Below are 20,919 nucleotides of genomic sequence, written 5' to 3' on the forward strand. Positions count from 1 at the left end.
CCATGTCCGCGCCGCTGCATAACACGCCGCCGCTGCCGAAGGCTGATGTGGAACTCAAGGCCGGCCTAGGCGAAGGCGTCACCGAACGTCCGCGCGTTTCCGACAGCCAGCTCTATCTCGATGGTGTCTCGGTCGCCTTCGATGGCTTCAAGGCGATCAACAATCTCTCGCTGATCGTGGCGCCGGGCGAATTGCGCACGGTGATCGGCCCGAATGGCGCCGGCAAGACCACGATGATGGATATCATCACCGGCAAGACCAAGCCCGATGCCGGCGAGGTGCTGTTTGCCGGTCGCGTCGATCTGACCAAGCTGGATGAGACAGCGATTGCCAATCTCGGCATCGGCCGCAAGTTCCAGAAGCCGACCGTGTTCGAGCATCTCACCGTGTTCGAGAATTTCGAACTGGCGCTGAAGGCACCACGCGGTGCGCTGCGCAGCATGTTATCGCGGCTGAATTCCGAAGCTGTCGACCGCATCGCCTGGGCGCTCAACACCGTCGGCCTGATGGGCCGTGTCACCGATCTCGGCGGCGACTTGAGCCATGGTCAGAAGCAGTGGCTGGAAATCGGCATGCTGCTGGTGCAGGACACCCAGCTCATCCTGCTGGACGAGCCGGTGGCCGGCATGACCGATTCCGAAACCAAGCAGACCGCCGAGCTGATCCTGCAACTGGTGGGGCAGCGCACCCTGATCGTGGTCGAGCATGACATGGAATTCGTGCGCGATCTCGGCGCCCGCGTCACCGTGCTGCATGAAGGCAGCGTGCTGGCCGAGGGCAGCCTGGACACGGTGCAGAATGACCAGCGGGTCATCGAAGTTTACTTGGGGCGCTGAGGAACGATGCTGCAGGCCGAAGGACTGAACCTCTATTACGGCGCATCGCACGCGCTGCGCGATGTTTCAATCACCGCTGAGCCGGGCAAGATCACCTGTGTGCTGGGCCGCAACGGCGTCGGCAAGACCTCGCTGATGCGCGCCCTGGTCGGGCGCCAGCCGGTGCGCTCGGGTAGCATCGTCTGGGAAGGCGAGGATATCACCAAGCTGAAGCCGCATGAGCGGGCGCGGCGCGGCATCGCCATGGTGCCGCAGGGCCGCGAAATCTTCCCGCGCCTGACGGTGCAGGAGAATCTGGAAACCGGGATGGCGCCGCTGCCGCGCGGCCAGCGCAAGATCGACGACGAGATCTATGCGCTGTTTCCCATCCTGCATGACATGCGAAATCGCCGGGGGGGCGATCTTTCGGGGGGCCAGCAGCAGCAGCTCGCGATCGGGCGGGCCTTGGTCACGCGACCGCGGCTGCTGCTGCTGGACGAACCCACCGAAGGCATCCAGCCCTCGATCATCAAGGATATCGGCCGGGTGATCCAGGAACTGGCCTCGCGCGGCACCATGGCCATCGTGCTGGTGGAGCAGTATTTCGACTTCGCCCGGGCGCTGGCCGACCGCTTCCTGCTGCTGCAGCGCGGCGAAGTGATGGTCTCGGGCGGCCCTGAGGCTATGGATGGCGACGACGTTCGCGGCTATCTTACCGTTTAGGTATTGGCTTTAGCGGCAGGGGAGGCCGGGCGGCATGAATCTCACGCCCCGCGAAAAGGACAAGCTGCTGGTGGCGATGGCCGCCATAGTGGCAAGGCGCCGGCTCGAACGCGGCGTCAAGCTCAACCACCCGGAAGCCGTGGCGCTGATCACCGATTACGTGGTCGAAGGCGCCCGTGATGGCCGCTCGGTCGCCGAACTGATGCGCGACGGCGCCAAGGTGCTGAGCCGCGAACAGGTGATGCCGGGCATCCCGGAAATGATCCACGAGATCCAGGTCGAGGCCACCTTCCCGGATGGCACCAAGCTGGTCACCGTGCACCAGCCGATCCGCTAAGCGAGGGCCGATCCGCTGATGCATATAAAATTGCGTCACCCCCGGGCTTGACCCGGGGGTCTCAGGCCACCCGGGAAGAGATGCCCGGGTCGAGCCCGGGCATGACGATTGAGTTGAGAGAGACGGCGAGGAGGGAGTAGCAGCATGATCCCAGGCGAAGTGATCCCGAAGGCTGGCGAGATCGAGCTGAATGCCGGTCGCCCCACCGTCACCATCGACGTTGCCAATAGCGGCGACCGCCCGATCCAGGTCGGCAGCCACTACCATTTCTTCGAGACCAACCCGGCGCTGAAATTCGACCGCACCAAGGCCTATGGCTGCCGCCTCGACATTCCCGCCGGCACGGCGGTGCGTTTCGAGCCGGGCCAGACGCGGCAGGTGCAGCTTGTGTCCTTCGCCGGTTCGCGCGAGGTGTTCGGTTTCCGGGGCGATGTGCAAGGCAGTTTGAAGGGGGGCGCGTAACCATGGCGAACCGCATTTCCCGCGCCGCTTATGCCGGCATGTATGGCCCCACGGTGGGCGACAAGGTGCGGCTCGCCGATACCGAATTGTTCATCGAGGTCGAGAAGGATTTCACCGCCCAGCCGCCGGTGGCCGCGGGCCAGAAACGCACCGATGGCTATTCCGCCAACGTGCCGCTCTATGGCGAGGAAGTGAAATTCGGCGGCGGCAAGGTGATCCGCGACGGCATGGGCCAGAGCCAGCGCACCCGCGCGGAAGGCGCTGTCGACACCGTGATCACCAATGCCCTGATCCTTGATCATTGGGGCATCGTGAAGGCCGATATCGGCCTCAAGAATGGCCGCATCGTCGGCATCGGCAAGGCCGGCAACCCCGATATCCAGCCCGGCGTCGATATCATCATCGGCCCCGGCACCGAGGCGATTGCCGGCGAAGGCAAGATCATTACTGCTGGCGGCATCGACGCCCATATCCATTTCATCTGCCCGCAGCAGATCGAGGAGGCTTTGTTCTCCGGCGTCACCACCATGATGGGCGGCGGCACCGGCCCGGCGGCAGGCACCTCGGCCACCACCTGCACCCCCGGCCCGTGGCACCTGATGCGCATGCTGCAGGCAGCCGAAGCCTTCCCGATGAATCTCGGCTTTTTCGGTAAGGGCAATGCCTCGCTGCCCAAGGCACTGGAGGAACAGATCCTGGCCGGCGCCTGCGGCATGAAGCTGCATGAGGATTGGGGCACCACGCCCGCCGCCATCGACAATTGCCTCAATGTCGCCGAGAAGTTCGATGTGCAGGTGGCGATCCACACCGATACGCTGAACGAATCCGGTTTCGTGGAAGACACCATCGCCGCCTTCAAGGGCCGCACCATTCATGCCTTCCACACCGAAGGTGCGGGCGGCGGCCATGCCCCGGATATCATCCGCGTCGCCGGCATGGCGAATGTGCTGCCAAGTTCCACCAACCCGACCATGCCCTACACGGTGAACACCGTGGACGAGCATCTCGACATGCTGATGGTCTGCCACCATCTCGATCCGCGCATCCCGGAGGACGTGGCCTTCGCCGATAGCCGCATCCGGCGCGAGACCATCGCGGCGGAAGACATCCTGCATGATCTCGGCGCCTTCTCGATGATGTCGTCCGACAGCCAGGCCATGGGCCGTGTCGGCGAAGTGATCATCCGCACCTGGCAATGCGCCGACAAGATGAAGCGCCAGCGCGGCCGCCTGAAGGAAGAGAGCGGCGACAACGACAATTTCCGCGCCAAACGCTACATCGCGAAATACACCATCAATGTCGCGCTGGCCCAGGGTATAGCTGGCCATGTTGGCTCGGTCGAAGTCGGCAAGCTCGCCGACCTGGTGATCTGGTCGCCGGCCTTCTTCGGCGTGAAGCCTGATATGGTGCTGAAATCCGGCTCGATTGCGGCGGCGCCGATGGGCGATCCCAATGCCTCGATCCCGACGCCGCAGCCGGTGCATTACCGCCCGATGTTTGCCGGCTTCGGCCGCAACCTGGTGCAGTCCAGCGTGCTGTTCGTCTCCCAGGCCGGCCTCGATGGTGGCATCGCGGAGAAGTTCGGTCTCAGCCGGCCGCTGCTGGCGGTGAAGGATACCCGCAGTGTCAAGAAGCAGGATATGGTGCTGAACAACTACCAGCCCAATATCGAGGTCGATACCGAGACCTACGAGGTGCGCGCCGATGGCGAGCTGCTGACCTGCGAACCGGCCACCGAACTGCCGATGGCGCAGCGTTATTTCCTGTTTTAGCGACAACAGCGTCATGCGCGGACTTGATCCGCGCATCTCGTGACGAGATTGCCGGGTCAAGCCCGGCAATGACGACGGAGTGAGGGTACGAGTATGGATCGAACCACCGAAATCGCGCCGGCCGGCGCCTGGCCGACGCCTGAGCGCCGCGACAGCGTCACCCTGCCGCATCATGACCGTTTCCGCCGCCGCATCCGGCTCACTGGCGATAATGGCCTGGATTTCCTGCTCGACCTGCCGGAAGCCCGCGTGCTGCATCATGGCGAGGGCCTGAAGCTCGTGGGCGGCGGCTATGTCGAGGTGATCGCGGCGCGCGAGCCGCTGATCGAGATCACCGCCGGGCCACATGTCTCCATCGCCCGCCTCGCCTGGCATCTCGGCAACCGCCATCTGCCCGCCGAAATCCAGGCCGAACGGATTCTGATTCGCGACGACCATGTCATCGTCGAGATGCTGAAGGGCCTCGGCGCCGCCGTGCGCGCCGTGGAAGCGCCGTTCGAGCCGGAAGGCGGCGCCTATGGCCAGCATAACCACGACCCCAAGCATCCCTTCGGCCATGGCTCGAAATACCACCAGCATGCCGATGGTAGCTGGCATTCTCATGATTAAGGCTTTGGCCCATGACTGAGACCGTCGATGTGAGCGGCGCGGCACTCTACCGCCTGCTTGCCTGGCTCAGCCCGAGCTATCCGATCGGTGCCTTCAGCTACAGCCATGGCCTGGAATATGCCATTCACGCCGACCTGGTGCGCGACCGCGCCACACTGATTCCCTGGCTCGCCCATGTGCTGCGCCATGGCGCCGCCTGGATCGATGCCGTGCTGCTGCGCGAAGCGCATGCCCTGGCCGCCGAGCCTGAGAAGCTCGACGACCTCGCTGATCTCGCCGCCGCCTGGCGCGGCACGGCGGAAACCGCGCTGGAAAGCGGCCAGCAGGGCGGCTCCTTCCTCACCATCACCCGCGCCGCCTGGCCGCATCCCGCACTCGAGGCTTTCGCCGCCCGGCGCGGCCAGCGCGTCATCGCGCTCCCCATAGCGCTGGGCTTGGCCGCTGCCGTGCAAGGCGTGCCGGTGGCGGCCTTGCTGCATGGCTATCTGCATGGCTTCGCCGCCAATCTGGTTTCCGCCGCCGTGCGCATCATTCCGCTGGGCCAGACCGATGGCCAGAAGGCGCTGGCGGCGCTGGAGCCGGTGGTGGCCACCGCTGCCGCCGCTGCGCTGGTGCAGCCGCTGGAGCGATTGGCCAGTGCCGCGCCCATGGTAGACTGGGCGTCGATGAGTCACGAAACGCAGTATACGAGGTTGTTCAGATCATGACCGACAATAAGAATCCTCTCCGCGTCGGCATCGGCGGCCCGGTCGGCTCCGGCAAGACCGCCCTGGTCGAGCGCCTCTGCCGCCATCTGCGCGCGGACTGGAATATCGCCGTTGTCACCAACGACATCTATACCAAGGAAGATGCCGAATTCCTCACCCGTGCCGGCGCGCTGGATCCGGAGCGCATCGCCGGTGTCGAAACCGGCGGCTGTCCCCACACGGCGATCCGCGAGGATGCCTCGATCAATCTCGCCGCCGTCGCCGACATGCAGCAGCGTTTCCCCGGCCTCGACGTGATCTTCGTTGAAAGCGGCGGCGACAATCTCGCTGCCACCTTCAGCCCGGAACTGGCCGATATCACCATCTATGTCATCGACGTTTCTGCCGGCGACAAGATTCCGCGCAAGGGCGGGCCCGGCATCACGCGCTCCGACCTGCTGGTGATCAACAAGACCGACCTGGCGCCGCTGGTCGGCGCCTCGCTTGAGGTAATGGACCGCGACGCCAGGAAGATGCGCGGCACCCGGCCCTTCGTGTTTTCCAACCTCAAGGAACTGAAGGGCGTGCCGGAAATCGCTCAGTTCATCCTGAAAAGCGGCGGCCTGGTGCAGTAGAACGCCGGAGGCGGCTACCGGCCATTGTGGGGAGCAATGTCCAAACCGGTCTTCTCTGATCTGCTTACATTTTCCGTCCGGCGCAATCGAAAATCTTACGCGCTTGCGCAGCTGTATATTGCACTCCCGCTGTTTATTCTGATCTGTGGGATCGCGCTGGTCGTAAAAACGAATCTTCAGACTATTGCACTGCTGCCGCTTTTCATTCTGCTGCTGTTCATCTGTGTGGTTTTGACTGTGCAGCGTCTGAACGATATAGGTTGGTCTGGCTGGCTGGGTTTGGGGTTGCTTCTTTTGCCCATTGGCTTTTTTTTAGAACTTGCATTGCTGCTGATACCTGGGGAGGTTGGCCCGAACAAATACGGGCCCGATCCGCTGGAGCCGCCAGAGTCACCCGCCGCCTGAGCCTTCCACTCCGCCGTTATTGCCGTGAGCCACGGTGCTTGCTAGCATCCACCCAATCACAGGGGGAGGATGCCATGCTTGAACTGCGCCCGAATTGCGAATGCTGTGGCCGTGACCTGGCCCCGGATTCTGCCGATGCCCGCATCTGCTCCTTCGAATGCACCTTCTGCGCCGATTGCACCACCGGCACGCTTTCGGGCCACTGCCCGAATTGCGGCGGTGAATTGCTGCGCCGCCCGATCCGTCCGGCCGAGAAGCTGGCGAAATTCCCCGCCAGCACCACGCGCAAGGTGAAGCCGCAAGGCTGCGCCGCCTGATGTCCGCCCGTCACGTCATCGCGCTCGACCAGGGCACGACCTCGACCCGCGCCATCGTGTTCGATGCAGCCGGCGCCGTGCGCGGCGTAGCGCAGCGTGAATTCCCGCAGCATTACCCCGCCGATGGCTGGGTCGAGCATGATGTCGAGGATATCTGGCGCGATACGCAAGCCGTGCTGCGCGAGGCTTTGGCGCGGGCCGGCTTGCGCCCTCAGGATATCGCAGCACTCGGCATCACCAATCAGCGCGAAACCACCGTGATCTGGGATCGCGCCACCGGCCAGCCGATCCACCGCGCCATCGTGTGGCAGGATCGCCGCACGGCGGATACCTGCGCGCAACTGCGCCAGTCTGGCGCCACCGCCCTGGTGCAGGCCAAGACCGGCCTCCTGATCGACAGCTACTTCTCGGCCACCAAGATCGCCTGGTTGCTCGACCATGTACCCGGCGCGCGGGCACGGGCCGAACGCGGCGAACTCTGCTTCGGCACCATCGATTGCTTTCTGCTCTGGCGCCTCACCGGCGGCCCGGGACAGTCGGCGTGTCATGCGACCGATGCCACCAATGCCGCCCGCACCATGCTGTTCGATATCGTGCGGCAGCAATGGGATGAGGAACTCTGCGCGCTGTTCCGTGTGCCGCCTGCCTTGCTGCCCGAGGTGCGCGACTGCTCCGGCATGTTTGGCGCCACCAAAGCCGATCTGCTCGGCAGCGCCATTCCGATCACCGGCATGGCCGGCGACCAGCAGGCCGCCACCTTCGGCCAGGCCTGTTTCCAGCCCGGCATGATGAAATCCACCTATGGCACCGGCTGCTTCGCCCTGGTGAATATCGGCGATAAGCCGGTGATCTCCAACAACCGCCTGCTCACCACCGTTGCCTATCGCCTCAACGGCAAGCCGACCTATGCACTGGAAGGCTCGATCTTCGTGGCCGGTGCCGGCGTGAAATGGCTGCGCGACAAGCTGAAAATCGTCAAGGATGCCGCCGAGACGGCGGCGCTGGCGGCCAGCGTGCCCGACGGCCATGGCGTCTATGTGGTGCCGGCTTTCGTCGGCCTCGGCGCGCCTTACTGGGACTCGAATGCGCGCGGCGCCATCCTCGGCCTGACGCTGGATTCGTCCGCCGCCCATATCGCGCGCGCCATGCTGGAAGCCGTCGCCTACCAGACCCGCGACCTTACCGGCGCCATGATCGCCGATGGCGCCGCCTCCACGAAGGCTTTGCGCGTCGATGGCGGCATGGTGGCGAATGACTGGCTCTGTCAGTTCCTTGCCGACATGCTGAATGTCGCCGTCGAACGCCCGCGCGTCATCGAAACCACGGCGCTGGGCGCGGCCTATCTCGCCGGCCTGGCGGTCGGCGTCTATCCCGGCCTCGATGCCATCTCGTATGCCTGGCAATGCGAGCGCCGCTTCGAGCCGCGCATGGGCGAGCAGCAGCGCCAGCATCTCTATGCCGGCTGGCAAGCGGCGGTGCAGCGGGTACTGAGCGGGGGATGATATCAGCACAAGGAAATAATAATGCGGCCGGCTCTAATAATGCGTTCGCTTTTTTATTTGATAATTTTGATGATCTATATTTTGTGTTGTTTCCCGTTGATTTATCGGAGAATAGCCAACGCAGATAGCTAATTCTGTGCTCAAGCACCTGCTGGCATTGTTGCCACTAATTACACTGTGTCGCGGCAACTCGACAAATTCTCCTAAAGGTTCGTATATTTCTCGAATGGAAGGGTGATTGGCATTTGTAACAAGGCACATTGCACCGCGTTTTCTCGCACCCTCTACAGCATCTCTCAATCTAAGTTGATCTCCCCATCGGAAAATTTTCTGATTGTATTTCACAAAGCCGTTTTTGTTGTGGCGTACTGTATAAGGGGGGTCAATGAAAATGAAATCTCCTTGCCCAGCCTTATCAATTGTGGATTGAAAGTCTCCCGCGATCAAATCGAACCCATTTAGCGCATTTGAAATTTGGCAAAAATCATCGGTGTCAAAAAGGATATTGTCTTTAGTGCCGCGAGGAACATTAAATTCTCCTTTTAGATTCTCCCTATATATCCCGTTAAAGCAGGTTCTATTTAGATAGATGAAGCGTGCCGCTTCATAATACATTGAGGAGCCCTTTTTTGAGCGAGCTATATAGTAGTACTCATCTGAATGCTTATCTCTGAAGTTTTTCAGATTCCTTAGCACCTTCTGAGGGGCATTTTTTATTGCCAAATAACAGTTGATCAGAGATGAATTGGTATCCGAAAGAACACCATATTGCGGCAGGATACTGAAAAAGACTGCCCCACTGCCTAAGAATGGTTCAAAATATTTCCCAAATTTCACCGGAAATAAATACGGGTGATTTCTGACAAGCCATCTCTTTCCGCCTGCCCATTTAAGAAATGGCTGCACTTTATGCCTCCATATCATTCAGGCGTTCATATATGAACTCAAGCAATTCAATATCACTGTCTTCATATTTTCTGCCGTACGGATGCGCGTTGACGCGCCGAATCTCATTTAGCTTTAGAAGCCAGCCGACATACTTTGCTTGCCCTTTTTTTTCGTTGGGCAGCTTGATGTTCATCGTTTCCTTGAACATGTCCCAGTTTGGTGTGCACTCAATTATTTTTTTGAGATCTACAAGGTCTAGATAGTTTTCAGCAGGCATACGTGAGTTGTCATCGATCCGTTTTGAATAAGCCTCTTTCTTTATTTCCTTAAATGGAACGCCTTTGTCAAAGTACTCATTCACTCCATAATTTTGTTTCAAAATTTTTATTACGTGTCCGTGCACGCGATCAATTATTTGCTTTGTGAGTGAGTCTCCCCGCACGGCCTCTGCTTCGTCTCGTTCTGAAAGTAAGCGATCAAGATCCGGCGGGTTGAAGGCTTCAAATTCAGAGCGAACAATTTTGCAGAGTTCGGCATAGTATCTCGGTGGACCTCCGGAGCCAAATGGCTGCTTAAATCGTCTCGAAAAATCTAGGTCATCTGCTTCCATAATAATACTCACTACTGGAGCAAGTAGCGGCTTTATTTGTTCCACTAAGTCTGATGGCTCCAGCGTGTGAGGTTCTTGACCCGTCGAAGTGCGAATATGCTCGCAGAGCGATGCCAGTAGTCGGATGTGCCCTTGTACACCTATGTTGCTGCACAAATATCCTGCGCGTCCCAACTCCCAGCGCGCTTGATTAGCCTTCTCTATAATGGAGAAATATTCTGTCAGACCCTCACAAAGTGCATGAACACTTTCCTCTGGAGAGTTTCTATAAAAAGGTCCGGGCGTAATTATGCCGGACTTAGATTCCACCCCCAAAAGCTTGGCGGCTAGTATTCCTTTCTTTATCTCTGAGATTGTTAATGGAGCAGCTTCGCTTTCGGAAATATCAGCAGATTTTATTCTATCTTCGAATGGATTCCCTGTTTCGGCAGACAACAGATCGAGTGATCGTGCGATGATGGCGCCGCACCTTTCGTGATGGCTCTCAGAGGATAATTTTAATTCGCCAGCGAGTTCGTCCAGTAGGCCGGGCGCGACCTTTTGTTGTTTACTGTTTATTGTTGTAAACAGTTCTGCTTCCTTAATTGCAGGGAGTTTTTCAAAAGCTAGGACAGGGAGAACGTGACTCTTTGCTTTTTCTGCTGTTTCCGTAAAGCCATATAGCCTATGTTGACCATCTATTATCCATATACTCTTAAAGCTATCTGGTAAGTACAATTGTCCAAAGGTTATTTGGCGGTCGTCAAAAGAAGTTTGTTTGTCAAAACGCACGGGACGTTTGAAGTTTGCAGTAATGCAATTTGGGAAGAAGCCACCTCGATCAAGATAAAGACCTATCTCTTTAAGACGGGATTTTTTTAGTACGCGCTGATACGCGGGTGCTCCGTCTGGATCCCGCAGGCCTCTATGATTTACGAATGCGATGGGTAGGAGGCGCGCCGCCGGCGCTAGAAAGAAAAAAGCCCATTGCCCTGCGAGTTTTGTACGAATCGCGGGAACAATGCAGTTCGCAAGGGATGGTATCTGCTGACTTGCTAAAAATTCTCCAAGAAACTGGTACTTCGCTGCTTTACCAACGTTTTTAGCAACTGTTTCGAAATAGCGAAGTTCTCTATCTTCAATTACATGAATATTATTCTCACCCGCTCGAAGCCGGTCTGGTTTTCCCCATATGATGTTACGCGTAGCAATAAGCCACAAGAATTTCAGATTCGGCTCATTGAAGTGTTTTTTTATGGATTTCGCCAGCGGTCCCTTCAATGTGGAGAATTCGCCGATTTCTTTTTGTAGAGATTTATTCTGCTTTTTTTCTGCTGATTTGCATTGAGCGACAATAACAACATCATCGATCCTTGCTATAACATCAATCTTCTTGGTGATCTGTTGTCCATCAATAGATAGGTTAACGTGAAAATTGCGTCCTTCGTTTAGACAGTCCGCGCCCAATTGGTACAGAACCGCCCATAGGCGATCCTCATGAATTTCATCGGCAGACTTGGACTTCTCGATTAAGATTTTTTTGTTTGCTAGCGCTCGGACTTCCTTCCACCCTTTTGATTCAGCGGCGGCTAATTTTTCAACTGATATTCGTGCTTGGAATAGGCGCTTTTTACGCTTTTTGAATTCTGCGATACGGGAATGTTTTTTCTAAAACCAATGGCCCCAATATTTCAACTTGCTTCTCTGTTTTTTGATTGTGATTGGGCATGTAACGATCCCGCATAAGTCGCTTTATTTTTCTGAACTCTATCAATGTAAGAACAATTTTAAACTGAATATCTCAATCTTGTGTATTCTTCTTCCAGGGTGGTGCTTATTGGTAGATGAAGATTATATATTCATATTATTATCTTGTAATGTTCTTATTTTGATCTAGAATGCCAGCTCCCCCGACTGCAGGAGCCTGTCATGCCCAAGGCGTATGACCCGTTCAAGGATGAGTCGCTGATTTATGGCCCGCCGCTGGATGAGGATGAATATGGCCCGGGGCGGAATCCGACGTCTCATGTTGTGCAGCCAGCGCCCAAGCCTGCCCCGAAGCCGAAGCGCCGGCGCTATGACTGGGTGCTGGCGGCCTCCCTGCTGGTGCAGGGCGTGGCGCCGGAAGCCATCGCGGCGCGGCTGGGCTGCTCGACCGAAAAACTGTGGCGCCAGATGAATGACAGCGGGCGCTTCCGTGCCTTGGTGGAAAAGGCAGTGCAGCGGCGCCGGCTGCTGGCGAGTTTCCAGGTGGAGGCGGCGGCGGGTGTGGCGCTGACCGGCGCCGTTGCCACCCCGGATGGTGCATCACCCCAGGATGCGGCGCAGCTGCGCGAGCTGGGGCAGGTTGCTCAGGCCGTGCCGGTCGCCATCGAGCTGCATGACGCCACGGCCCCGGAAGCCACCGCGCTGGATGCGCGGCTGCGCCAGGCCGGCCGTCGCGCCAAGCCCTATCTCACCGACAAGCGCCGCGCCCGCCTGCTGGCTGAAATCGCCGCGATGCCGACAGCGGAGGAATTGCGCGCATTGCAGCGGCGCGATTTCAGCCTGTTGCCGCGCAACCTCGCGCGCTTGGCCGAGGAGGCGGCCCTGGCCAAAAGGCTGGAGGACGAGGCCCGCGCCGCGCCGGCAGCGAATGGCGTCAATAACGCCGGATAAGCGCGAATAGCGCCGAATAAGCCGGAATAAGCAAAAATAAGGAGAAATAAGGAGAAATAAGCCGGAATAAGGAATTTTAAGGATGGATTTGGCGGATTTCAGCCAGCGTGGATTTTTCAAACAGGAATGCGGTCCTGATTTAATGCCGTCATGGCCCGGCTTGGCCGGGCCATCCACGATTAGTTTTTTTACAAAAGAATGAACTCGTGGATGCCCTGCCTCCGCAGGGCATGACGAATGGGGATTTCCTCCAATCTTCCTTGTCATTCCCGCGAACGCGGGAATCCCATTTCACTGTTAGCCAATGGGTCTCTCTGTAAGCGCGCAAACGCTGAAGGCGTTTGTGGGCGCACAGGCCCGAAGGGCTTTCGCGAGGGTGACAGCGAAGAACAAAGGGCCGCTACCAGCCGCCGCGTGTCAGCCAGAGGTCGAGCAGGTCTAGGCTGTCATTGCCCCAGAAGGGTTCGCCGTCGGCGATGACGAAGGGCGAGCCGAACACGCCGCACTGCATCGAGGCCTCCACTTCATCGCGCAGCCTTTGCGCCACGCGCGGATCGGCCAGTGCCTCGCGCAGGGCGTCGCTGGCGACGCCGAGCGGCGCCAGCACGGCGCAAAGCTGCTCCAGGTTGCCCATGTCGTGGCCCTCGCGCCAATAGGCACGGTAGATCGCCCGGGCGGCGCGCTTGGCCAGGGCCGGGTCCTGGTCGAACAGCCAGTAATAGGCGCGTGCCGGCGGCAGCGGATTCATGAATTCGTCGCGCGGCTGCCGCTTCATCTCGATGCCATGCAGGCGGCGGTAGCGCTCGACACTGCGCTCGATATAGGGGCCTTTCAGCGGCGTATCGAGCAGGGGCTTCAAGCCCATCACTTTCAGCACGCTGACGCCGAGCAGCATCGGGCGCCAGGTGGTGGTGCGGCCATGCTTCACCGCCAGTTCGTCGATGCGCAGCGAGGCGAAATAGCCGAAGGGCGAGATGAAGTCGAAATAGAAATCCAGCGGTGGCTGCGACACGTATGTTTAGTCCTTCGGCATGTGATGCCAGGCTTACGGCTTATGGTGGGTGTGCCAATGCTCGGCGATGTCGCGGCGGCGGCAGATCCACACCTTGTCCTTGGCCTGGATGTAATCCAGGAAGCGGGCCAGCGCCTGGGCGCGACCGGGCCGTCCGGCAAGCCGGCAATGCAGGCCGATCGACATCATCTTCGGCGCGCCGAGGCGGCCTTCTTCGTAGAGGCAGTCGAACGCGTCCTTGAGGTAGTCATAAAAATCCGTGCCGGTGCCCATGCCGTTCAGCACCGAGAATTTCATGTCGTTGTTATCGAAGGTGTAGGGGATCACCAGATGCGGCTTGGCTGGCCGCTTTCCCATGCTCTTACCCGGTACCCAGTAGGGCAGGTCGTCGTCATAGGCATCCGAGTCATAGAGGAAGTTGCCTTCCTCGATCACCAATTTGCGCGTGTTGCTGGAAAGCCGCCCGGTATACCAGCCCACTGGCCGCTCGCCGGTCGCCTGCCGGATCGCCTCGATGGCAAGCTGCATATGGGCGCGCTCGGTGGCCAGCGGCACGCGGCTGTAATCGTACCAGCGCCAGCCATGCGAAGCGATTTCGTGGCCCTGCTCATGCATCGCCTTCACGGCTTCCGGGTAGCGCGCCACCGCCATGCCCACGGCATAGGCGGTGAAGCTGAGACGGCGCTGCTGGAACAGCCGCAGCAGGCGCCAGAAGCCGGCGCGCGTGCCGTAGTCGTAGACGGATTCGACCTGCTCATCGCGCAAGCCCTGGCGCGGCACGCCGCCCGGCACTTCATGCAGGAAAGTCTCGCTCTCCTTGTCGCCATGCAGCAGGCTGCGCTCGCCGCCTTCCTCGAAGTTGAGCACGAAGGATACCGCGACATTGGCCTGGCCGGGCCAGTGCGGATCGGGCGGATGGGCGCCATAGCCCTTGAGGTCGCGCGGATAGGGCTTGGAGCCCAGGGCTTTGCGCACAATGTCGATGCGCTTGGTCGTTTTCTTCGCTGCCTTTTTCTTCTGGGCCATCGCCTCAGCCCATCAATTCGGCGAGCGTGCGCGCCACCACCTCGGTCGCCTTGTAGAGATCGGTCAGCACCAGCTTCTCATCGGCGCGGTGGCCATTGGCTTCCAGCAGGTTGCGCGGCCCGGCGCCGTAGAGCACGGTCTTGATCCCGGCGGCCGAGTAATGCCGCGCGTCCGTGTACAAGGGAATGCCTTCAGTCTCGACGGGCTTGCCCATGATGCCGCTGGCCTGGCGGCACAGAATCTCGATCAGCTTCTCCACGCCCGGCACGGCGCCAAACGGCTTGGCCAGCATGATGCGCCTGGTTTCCACCGTGATGCCCTTGAGGCCGGCGGCGGCGGTGGCGATCACCTCGCGCAAGGCGGCTTCGACTTCCGCCGGATTCTCCTCCGGGATCATGCGGCGGTCGAGCCGGAAGCTCACCTTGTCAGGCACCACGTTGGTGTTGATGCCGCCCTTGATCAGGCCCACCACCATGCTCGGCGAGACGATGCCGGCGACCTTGGATTTCAGCGCACCGAGGCCGTTGCGATAGGCATAGAGCGCGGTCAGCACGCGGTTGGCGGCCTCCAGCGCGTCATGCCCGGTATCGGGCCGGGCCGCATGGGCGGAAAGGCCGCTCACCGTCACTTCCAGATGCAGGCAGCCGTTATGCGCCGTGGTCACGGCATAGGAAAAGCCGGCGGAGAAGGCGTAGTCCGGCTTGCTCAAGCCCTGCTCGAGAATCCATTGCGGGCCGATGGCGCCGCCGGCTTCCTCGTCATAGGTCAGGTGCAGTTCGACTGTGCCTTTCAGCTTCGCACCGCTCGCCTTGAGCGCCAGCAGCGCGAAGGCATAGGTGACGAAATCGGATTTCGATACCGCGACGCCGCGGCCATACATCACGCCGTCCTTCACCACCGCCGCATAGGGATCGACGCTCCAGCCTTCGCCCGGCGCCACCACGTCGCCATGGGCGTTCAGCGCGACAACAGGCCCGCCCTCGCTGAATTTCTGCCGCACGATGAGATTGGTGCAAGAGATCATGCCGTTCTGCTGCACCAGGTCAGTGGGCACCGGGTGGCGCTCGACGGTGAGGCCAAGGCCTTCGAGCAATTCGGCGGCACGCTTGGCATGTGGCGCGCAATCGCCCGGCGGATTGTCGGACGGCACCTTCACCAGTTCGGCCAGCATGCTGCGCATGGCCTCCTGGTTGGCGGTGATGAAGCTGTGCAGCGCCGAGGCGGTGGCGGCGTCGAGACTCATTGCAGGGACTCCAGCGTAAAATGTTCAACGAAGTGATACAGCGCCGCCGTGGCCAGCTCCACGTCCTCGGGCAGCACGGCTTCGAGCGGGTTGTGGCTGATACCACGGGTGCAGCGCATGAAGATCATGCCCACCGGGCAGATCGCGGCAACCGTCATGGCATCATGGCCGGCGCCGGATGGCAGCCGCATGGTCGGCACATTCTGCGCCAGGATGGCACGCTCCACCGCATCCATCAGCCGGGGATCGCAGGGCGTGGCGGCGCTGTGATGCAGCGGCGTGACGATGGCTTCCACCTTGCGCCGCGCCGCGATGGCCTGGATCTCGGCCAACACGTCATCGGCGGCGGCATCGCGCAACGGATCCTGGGCTGCACGGATATCGATGGAGAAACGCGCCATGCCGGGGATCACGTTCACAGCACCCGGAAACGCTTCCATCTGGCCGACGGTGCCGACCAGCGTGGGCGTGCCGGTGCAGCGCTGCTCGATGTAAAGCGCGATTTCGGCGGCGGCCAGCAAGGCATCCTGGCGCCCGCCCATCGGCACCGTGCCGGCATGGCCGGCCAGGCCCTTGATCTCGACGCGGTAGCGCCGCGCGCCGGAGATGGCGGTGACGACGCCGAGCGCCAGGCCGTTGCGTTCCAGCACCGGGCCCTGCTCGATATGCAGTTCCATGAAGGCGGCGATTTCGCCCGGCTTGCGCGCCTGGGCGGTGATGCGGGCGGGATCGAGGCCGAAATCCTGCAGCGCCTGCTTGAAGCTGATGCCGTCGCGGTCCTTGGCTTCAAACACGGCCGGGTCGAAAGCGCCGATCAGGGCGCGGCTGCCGGTCATGGTGGCACCGAAGCGGGTGCCTTCCTCGTTGGAGAAACCCACCACCTCGATGCCGAAGGGCAGCCGCTTGCCCTGACTGTGCAGTTCCTCGACGCAGGCGATGGCGGCGATCACGCCCAGCATGCCGTCATACTTGCCGGCGTTGCGCACGGTATCGAGATGCGAGCCGAGCATCAGGCGTGGCAGCTTGGGATCGCTGCCGGCATAGATGCCGATGACGTTGCCGGCATCGTCGGCGCTGGTCTCCATGCCGGCTTCCTGCATCCAGCGCAAGGCCAGGGCATTGCCCTGCTTGTGGGCGGGGGTGAAGGTGGTGCGGGTCAGATTCTCGGGGTTGTCGCTGACGCGGCCCAGCTCATCCAGGCGGGCCATCATCTTGGGCGCGAAACGGGGGGCGGCAGCGGACATTTTTCGGCCTCGAAGTCGGGTTTTTCCGACTATAGCCGCCCGCCCGGCCCTGGCAAAGCCATCGGGCTTGGGTTAGCAAAAACCATGACCATGAAGCCACTTGATGCCGACGCTTTCCTGCGCGCCCTGTTCGACGCGGCGCTGGCTGCCGCCGATCCGGCGCGCTGCCTGGCGCCGTTTCTGCCCAAACCCCCGAAAGGCCGTACCATTGTGGTGGGTGGCGGCAAGGCGGCGGCCACCATGGCCCGTGCCGTGGAACAGGCCTGGCCCCCGGAGGCGCCGCTTTCCGGCCTGGTGGTAACGCGCTATGGCCATGCCGTGCCCTGCCAGCGGATCGAGGTGGTGGAGGCGTCCCATCCGGTTCCCGACGAGCCTGGCATGCGCGGCGCCGCCCGCATACTGGAGCTGGTACAGGGCCTCACCCCTGACGATCTGGTGCTGTGCCTGATATCCGGCGGCGGCTCGGCCTTGCTGGCCCTGCCGGCGGAAGGGCTGACGCTGGCCGACAAGCAGGCGGTGAACCAGGCGTTGCTGCGCTCGGGCGCCAATATCGCCGAGATGAACTGCGTGCGGAAACATCTCTCGGCGATCAAGGGCGGGCGGCTGGCCCTGGCCGCCGCGCCAGCACCGGTGGTGGCCTTGCTGATTTCCGATGTGCCGGGCGACGATCCGGCGGTGATCGCATCCGGTCCCACGGTGCCCGATCCCACCAGCTTTGCCGATGCCCGTGCCGTGCTGGCGAAATATGGCATCACGCCGCCGCCCGCATTGGCGGCCCATCTCGCCGCTGAAAAAGATGAGACCGCCAAGCCCGGCGATCCGCGCTTAAGCGCCGTGCGCAACATCATGGTGGCGGCGCCGCAGATGGCACTGGAGGCCGCAGCCCAGCGGGCCCGGGATTTCGGCGTCACGCCGCTGATCCTCGGCGATGCCATCGAGGGCGAGGCGCGCGAAGTGGCCATCGTGATGGCCGGCATCGCGCGCCAGGTACGCCGCCATGGCCAGCCGCTCGGCGCCCCTTGCGTGCTGCTCTCAGGCGGCGAAACCACGGTGACTTTGCGCGGCAATGGGCGCGGCGGGCGCAACGCGGAATTCCTGCTCGGCCTGGCGGTGGCGCTGGATGGGCTGGATGGCGTGCATGCGCTGGCCGCCGATACCGATGGCATCGATGGCAGCGAGGATAATGCCGGCGCGCTGCTGCATCCGGACAGCATCGCGCGTGCGGCGGCGGCCGGCATTGCTGCCAAGGCCGCGCTGGCGAATAACGACGGCTATGGCTTCTTCCAGGCCGCGAACGGCCTGCTGATGACCGGGCCGACGCTCACCAATGTGAATGATTTCCGCGCCGTGCTGGTGCTACCATAGCGGCGGCTTGATGGGGGTTGGCATGCGTGGCGTGGTCGAGTTGATGGCCGAGCTTAATGGGTTGCCGGCGGCGGAGTTCGTCGCCCGGCTTGGTGGCATCATCGAGCATTCGCCCTGGGCAGCGGAAAGCATTGCCGCCTACCGCCCCTTCGGCGATCTCGAAAGCCTGCATTCCGCCATGCTTGGCGCGGTGTGGCGGCGTGGCCGCGAGGCCCAGATCACCCTGCTGAATGCCCATCCGGAACTGGCCGGCAAGGAAGCCGATGCCGGCACGCTCACGACCCATTCCACCAATGAGCAGGACAGTGTCGGGCTGACGTCGCTCAGCCCCTGGGAAAAGACGCGGATCACCGAGCTGAACCAGGCCTACCGCGAGAAGCATGGCTTCCCCTTCATCATCGCCGTGAAGCTGCGCAGCAAGGCGCAGATCCTGGCCAATTTCGAGCGCCGGCTGGCCAACGACACCGAGGTGGAACTGGCAGTGGCGCTGATGGAAGTGAGCAAGATCGCCCGTATGCGCCTGGAGGCGCTGCTGACGGCGTAATTCAAAAGGAGAGCACGATGGCCCGCCTGAGTACCCATGTGCTGGATACGGTGAACGGCAAACCGGCTGCTGGCGTGGTGATCGAGTTGTTTCGCCTGGAAGGCGAGGCGCGCAGCCTGGTCAAAACCACGGTGACCAACAGCGATGGCCGCACCGACGAGCCGGTGCTGACGGGCGACGCCTTCCGCACCGGCGTCTACGAGCTGGTATTCCATATCGGCAGCTATTTCCGCACGCGGGGCGTGGCGGCGGCGGAACCGGCTTTCCTCGATGCCGTACCGATCCGCTTCGGCATCGCCGAGCCGAACGGCCATTACCACGTGCCGCTGCTGGCGACGCCCTGGAGCTATTCCACCTATCGCGGGAGTTGAGATTATGGCTGACCATGCCGCCTTCATGCGCCGCGCCATCGACCTGAGCCGCGAGCATATGCAGGCCGGCCATGGCGGGCCGTTCGGCGCCGTGGTGGTGATTGATGGCCGGATCGTCGGCGAGGGCTGGAACCGCGTGACCGGCACCAATGATCCCACTGCCCATGCCGAGGTGGTGGCGATCCGGGAAGCCTGCAAGACCCTGGGCCGCTTCGACCTGCGCGGCGCCACGCTCTATACCAGTTGCGAACCCTGCCCGATGTGTCTCTCGGCAGCCTATTGGGCGCGCATCGACGGGCTTTATTACGCAAACACCCAGGACGACGCGGCGGCGATCGATTTCGACGATGCTTTCCTCTACCGCGAACTGGCCTTGCCGATGGAAAAGCGCAGCTTGGCCTGCGCGCCGCTGCTGCGCGACGAGGCACTCACCGTGTTCAACGAGTGGCGCGACAAGCCGGATAAAGTGCCGTACTGAGGCCCCGCTTACTGCAGCTTCGCGCCGCCATCAATCCAGGCGCCGAGCGTGGCGCGCTCTTCCGGTGTGATCTCGGTGACATTGCCCGGCGGCATCGCCTCGGCACGCACCGCCTGCTGGTTGATCTGGGCGGCGAAGCGGCGGATCTGCTGCGGCGTTTCCAGCATCACGCCCTTAGGCGCTTCGGTAATGCCGTCGAAGGTCGGCTTGGCGGCATGACACGACGTGCAGCGCGCGGCGACGATCTTCTGCACCGACTCGATACTGGCATCGCCGGCCAGCGCATCGCGCGCCGCCTTGTGTGGGTCCCATTTGGTGAAGAAGAATAGCGCGGTGGTGATCAGGAAGGCGACGACCAGGTATTCGTAGCGGGCGCCGCGGCCCTGGTTCTTCAAGTTGAAGAAATGCCGCACCAGGCCGCCGACGATGAACACGCCGGCCAGGATCACCCAGGCATAGGGGTGGCCATAGGTGACTGGATAATGGTTGCTGATCATGGCGAACAGCACCGGCAGGGTGAGGTAGTTGTTGTGCAGCGACCGCTGCTTGGCTTCCTTGCCCCAGATCGGGTCCGGCGCCTGGCCGGCGATCAGCGCCGCCACCGTCAATTTTTGATTCGGGATGATGATGTGGAACACATTGGCGGTCATGATCGCGCCGATCAGCGCGCCGACATGGATATAGGCGGCGCGGCCCGAGAACAGTTTGCTGTAGCCATAGGCGGCCAGCACCAGCAGCACGAAGCCGACGATCGCCAGCGCCGCGTCATTCTTGCCGAGCGGCGACTTGCAGAGCAGATCGTAGACCAGCCAGCCCAGCACCAGGGAGACGATGCTGAAGCCGATGGCCTCGGCCTGGCTGAGCTTGGCGACGCGTTCGTCGATCAGGTAGAGGTCGGCGCCGAGATAGTAGAGCACCGCCAGCAGCAGGAATCCGGAGAGGAAAGTGGCGTAGCTCTCGTATTTGAACCAGTGCAATTCGGCCGGCATGTTGGGCGGTGCCACGGCGTATTTCTCGACGAAATAGAAGCCGCCGCCATGCACCATCCAGGTTTCACCAAGCACGCCCGCCTTCTTGTTCGGGCGCAGCGAATTATCGAGCCAGACGAAAAAGAAGGACGAACCGATCCAGGCGATGCCGAAGATCAGGTGCATCCAGCGGATCGTCAGATTGACCCACTCCCAGAACAGCTCGCTCATCCGGCCCCCGCGTATTTCGCGCTGCAACATGCGCATCCC

At 61.3% G+C, this 20,919-nt stretch carries 23 protein-coding genes; 16 read left to right on the top strand and 7 right to left on the bottom strand.

Features of this window, described 5'->3' with window-relative positions; genetic code table 11:
* The first annotated feature begins 2 nt into the window (after positions 1 to 2).
* The 11 genes from urtD to glpK all read left to right on the top strand — a co-directional run bounded on the left by urtD (position 3) and on the right by glpK (position 8,263).
* Positions 3 to 836, top strand: coding sequence for an urea ABC transporter ATP-binding protein UrtD (urtD, locus tag V6B08_RS06070; RefSeq protein ID WP_341978844.1), 834 nt, complete (start codon positions 3 to 5; stop codon positions 834 to 836).
* Between the two features lie 6 nt (positions 837 to 842).
* Positions 843 to 1,538 carry an urea ABC transporter ATP-binding subunit UrtE gene (gene urtE, locus V6B08_RS06075; protein WP_341978845.1) on the top strand — a complete coding sequence of 232 codons (696 nt, stop codon included), beginning with the start codon at positions 843 to 845 and terminating at the stop codon, positions 1,536 to 1,538.
* A gap of 34 nt (positions 1,539 to 1,572) precedes the next feature.
* Entirely contained in the window at positions 1,573 to 1,875 is a 303-nt protein-coding gene (locus V6B08_RS06080; protein WP_341978847.1) for an urease subunit gamma, read from the top strand.
* A gap of 144 nt (positions 1,876 to 2,019) precedes the next feature.
* Entirely contained in the window at positions 2,020 to 2,337 is a 318-nt protein-coding gene (locus V6B08_RS06085; protein WP_341978848.1) for an urease subunit beta, read from the top strand.
* Positions 2,338 to 2,339: 2 nt separating this feature from the next.
* The gene (ureC, locus tag V6B08_RS06090; RefSeq protein WP_341978850.1) at positions 2,340 to 4,109 is read left to right on the top strand and encodes an urease subunit alpha; all 1,770 of its coding nucleotides are present in this window, start codon (positions 2,340 to 2,342) and stop codon (positions 4,107 to 4,109) included.
* A 93-nt stretch (positions 4,110 to 4,202) separates the two neighbouring features.
* Positions 4,203 to 4,718 carry an urease accessory protein UreE gene (locus V6B08_RS06095; RefSeq protein ID WP_341978851.1) on the top strand — a complete coding sequence of 172 codons (516 nt, stop codon included), beginning with the start codon at positions 4,203 to 4,205 and terminating at the stop codon, positions 4,716 to 4,718.
* Positions 4,719 to 4,729: 11 nt separating this feature from the next.
* Positions 4,730 to 5,425 carry an urease accessory protein UreF gene (locus tag V6B08_RS06100; protein ID WP_341978852.1) on the top strand — a complete coding sequence of 232 codons (696 nt, stop codon included), beginning with the start codon at positions 4,730 to 4,732 and terminating at the stop codon, positions 5,423 to 5,425.
* A complete protein-coding gene (gene ureG, locus V6B08_RS06105; RefSeq protein WP_341978853.1) occupies positions 5,422 to 6,039 on the top strand; it encodes an urease accessory protein UreG in 618 nt (205 codons plus the stop codon). The genes V6B08_RS06100 and ureG overlap by 4 nt, the downstream gene beginning before the upstream one ends.
* 36 nt (positions 6,040 to 6,075) lie before the next feature.
* On the top strand, positions 6,076 to 6,444 hold the full coding sequence (locus tag V6B08_RS06110) for a DUF805 domain-containing protein (RefSeq protein ID WP_341978855.1): 369 nt from the start codon (positions 6,076 to 6,078) through the stop codon (positions 6,442 to 6,444).
* 74 nt (positions 6,445 to 6,518) lie between these two features.
* Positions 6,519 to 6,761 (top strand): DUF1272 domain-containing protein, encoded by a 243-nt coding sequence (locus tag V6B08_RS06115; RefSeq protein WP_341978856.1) that lies wholly within the window; start codon positions 6,519 to 6,521, stop codon positions 6,759 to 6,761.
* Positions 6,761 to 8,263, top strand: a complete 1,503-nt coding sequence (gene glpK, locus V6B08_RS06120) for a glycerol kinase GlpK (RefSeq protein WP_341978857.1) — start codon at positions 6,761 to 6,763, stop codon at positions 8,261 to 8,263. The genes V6B08_RS06115 and glpK overlap by 1 nt, the downstream gene beginning before the upstream one ends.
* Before the next feature lie 33 nt (positions 8,264 to 8,296).
* Here glpK and V6B08_RS06125 read toward each other — a convergent pair whose 3' ends face one another.
* Positions 8,297 to 9,169, bottom strand: coding sequence for a DNA adenine methylase (locus V6B08_RS06125; protein ID WP_341978858.1), 873 nt, complete (start codon positions 9,167 to 9,169; stop codon positions 8,297 to 8,299).
* Position 9,170: 1 nt separating this feature from the next.
* Positions 9,171 to 11,207 (bottom strand): DGQHR domain-containing protein, encoded by a 2,037-nt coding sequence (locus V6B08_RS06130; RefSeq protein WP_341978859.1) that lies wholly within the window; start codon positions 11,205 to 11,207, stop codon positions 9,171 to 9,173.
* 462 nt (positions 11,208 to 11,669) lie between these two features.
* Between V6B08_RS06130 and V6B08_RS06135 the strand changes: the two genes are divergently transcribed.
* The gene (locus tag V6B08_RS06135) at positions 11,670 to 12,398 is read left to right on the top strand and encodes a hypothetical protein (protein WP_341978861.1); all 729 of its coding nucleotides are present in this window, start codon (positions 11,670 to 11,672) and stop codon (positions 12,396 to 12,398) included.
* A 400-nt stretch (positions 12,399 to 12,798) separates the two neighbouring features.
* Here V6B08_RS06135 and V6B08_RS06140 read toward each other — a convergent pair whose 3' ends face one another.
* The 4 genes from V6B08_RS06140 to V6B08_RS06155 are packed head-to-tail and all read right to left on the bottom strand — an operon-like array spanning position 12,799 to position 16,923.
* Positions 12,799 to 13,410 (bottom strand): 2-hydroxychromene-2-carboxylate isomerase, encoded by a 612-nt coding sequence (locus V6B08_RS06140; RefSeq protein WP_341978862.1) that lies wholly within the window; start codon positions 13,408 to 13,410, stop codon positions 12,799 to 12,801.
* Between the two features lie 33 nt (positions 13,411 to 13,443).
* Positions 13,444 to 14,436, bottom strand: a complete 993-nt coding sequence (gene puuE / locus V6B08_RS06145) for an allantoinase PuuE (RefSeq protein WP_341978863.1) — start codon at positions 14,434 to 14,436, stop codon at positions 13,444 to 13,446.
* Between the two features lie 4 nt (positions 14,437 to 14,440).
* Positions 14,441 to 15,679 (bottom strand): M20/M25/M40 family metallo-hydrolase, encoded by a 1,239-nt coding sequence (locus V6B08_RS06150; RefSeq protein WP_341978864.1) that lies wholly within the window; start codon positions 15,677 to 15,679, stop codon positions 14,441 to 14,443.
* Positions 15,676 to 16,923, bottom strand: a complete 1,248-nt coding sequence (locus V6B08_RS06155) for an allantoate amidohydrolase (protein WP_341978866.1) — start codon at positions 16,921 to 16,923, stop codon at positions 15,676 to 15,678. The genes V6B08_RS06150 and V6B08_RS06155 overlap by 4 nt, the downstream gene beginning before the upstream one ends.
* 90 nt (positions 16,924 to 17,013) lie before the next feature.
* On the opposite strand from V6B08_RS06155, the gene V6B08_RS06160 reads away from it, so the two are divergent.
* The 4 genes from V6B08_RS06160 to V6B08_RS06175 are packed head-to-tail and all read left to right on the top strand — an operon-like array spanning position 17,014 to position 19,681.
* Positions 17,014 to 18,288: a glycerate kinase type-2 family protein gene (locus V6B08_RS06160; protein ID WP_440588810.1), complete on the top strand. Its 1,275-nt coding sequence runs from the start codon at positions 17,014 to 17,016 to the stop codon at positions 18,286 to 18,288.
* Positions 18,289 to 18,310: 22 nt separating this feature from the next.
* Entirely contained in the window at positions 18,311 to 18,832 is a 522-nt protein-coding gene (gene uraD, locus V6B08_RS06165; protein WP_341978868.1) for a 2-oxo-4-hydroxy-4-carboxy-5-ureidoimidazoline decarboxylase, read from the top strand.
* A gap of 17 nt (positions 18,833 to 18,849) precedes the next feature.
* Entirely contained in the window at positions 18,850 to 19,203 is a 354-nt protein-coding gene (gene uraH / locus V6B08_RS06170; protein ID WP_341978869.1) for a hydroxyisourate hydrolase, read from the top strand.
* Positions 19,204 to 19,207: 4 nt separating this feature from the next.
* Positions 19,208 to 19,681 carry a nucleoside deaminase gene (locus V6B08_RS06175; RefSeq protein WP_341978871.1) on the top strand — a complete coding sequence of 158 codons (474 nt, stop codon included), beginning with the start codon at positions 19,208 to 19,210 and terminating at the stop codon, positions 19,679 to 19,681.
* Between the two features lie 8 nt (positions 19,682 to 19,689).
* Here V6B08_RS06175 and V6B08_RS06180 read toward each other — a convergent pair whose 3' ends face one another.
* A complete protein-coding gene (locus tag V6B08_RS06180) occupies positions 19,690 to 20,880 on the bottom strand; it encodes a urate hydroxylase PuuD (protein ID WP_341978873.1) in 1,191 nt (396 codons plus the stop codon).
* Positions 20,881 to 20,919: the final 39 nt, after the last annotated feature.

This window comes from Ferrovibrio sp. MS7, from assembly GCF_038404985.1.
GTDB classification, from domain to species: domain Bacteria; phylum Pseudomonadota; class Alphaproteobacteria; order Ferrovibrionales; family Ferrovibrionaceae; genus Ferrovibrio; species Ferrovibrio plantarum.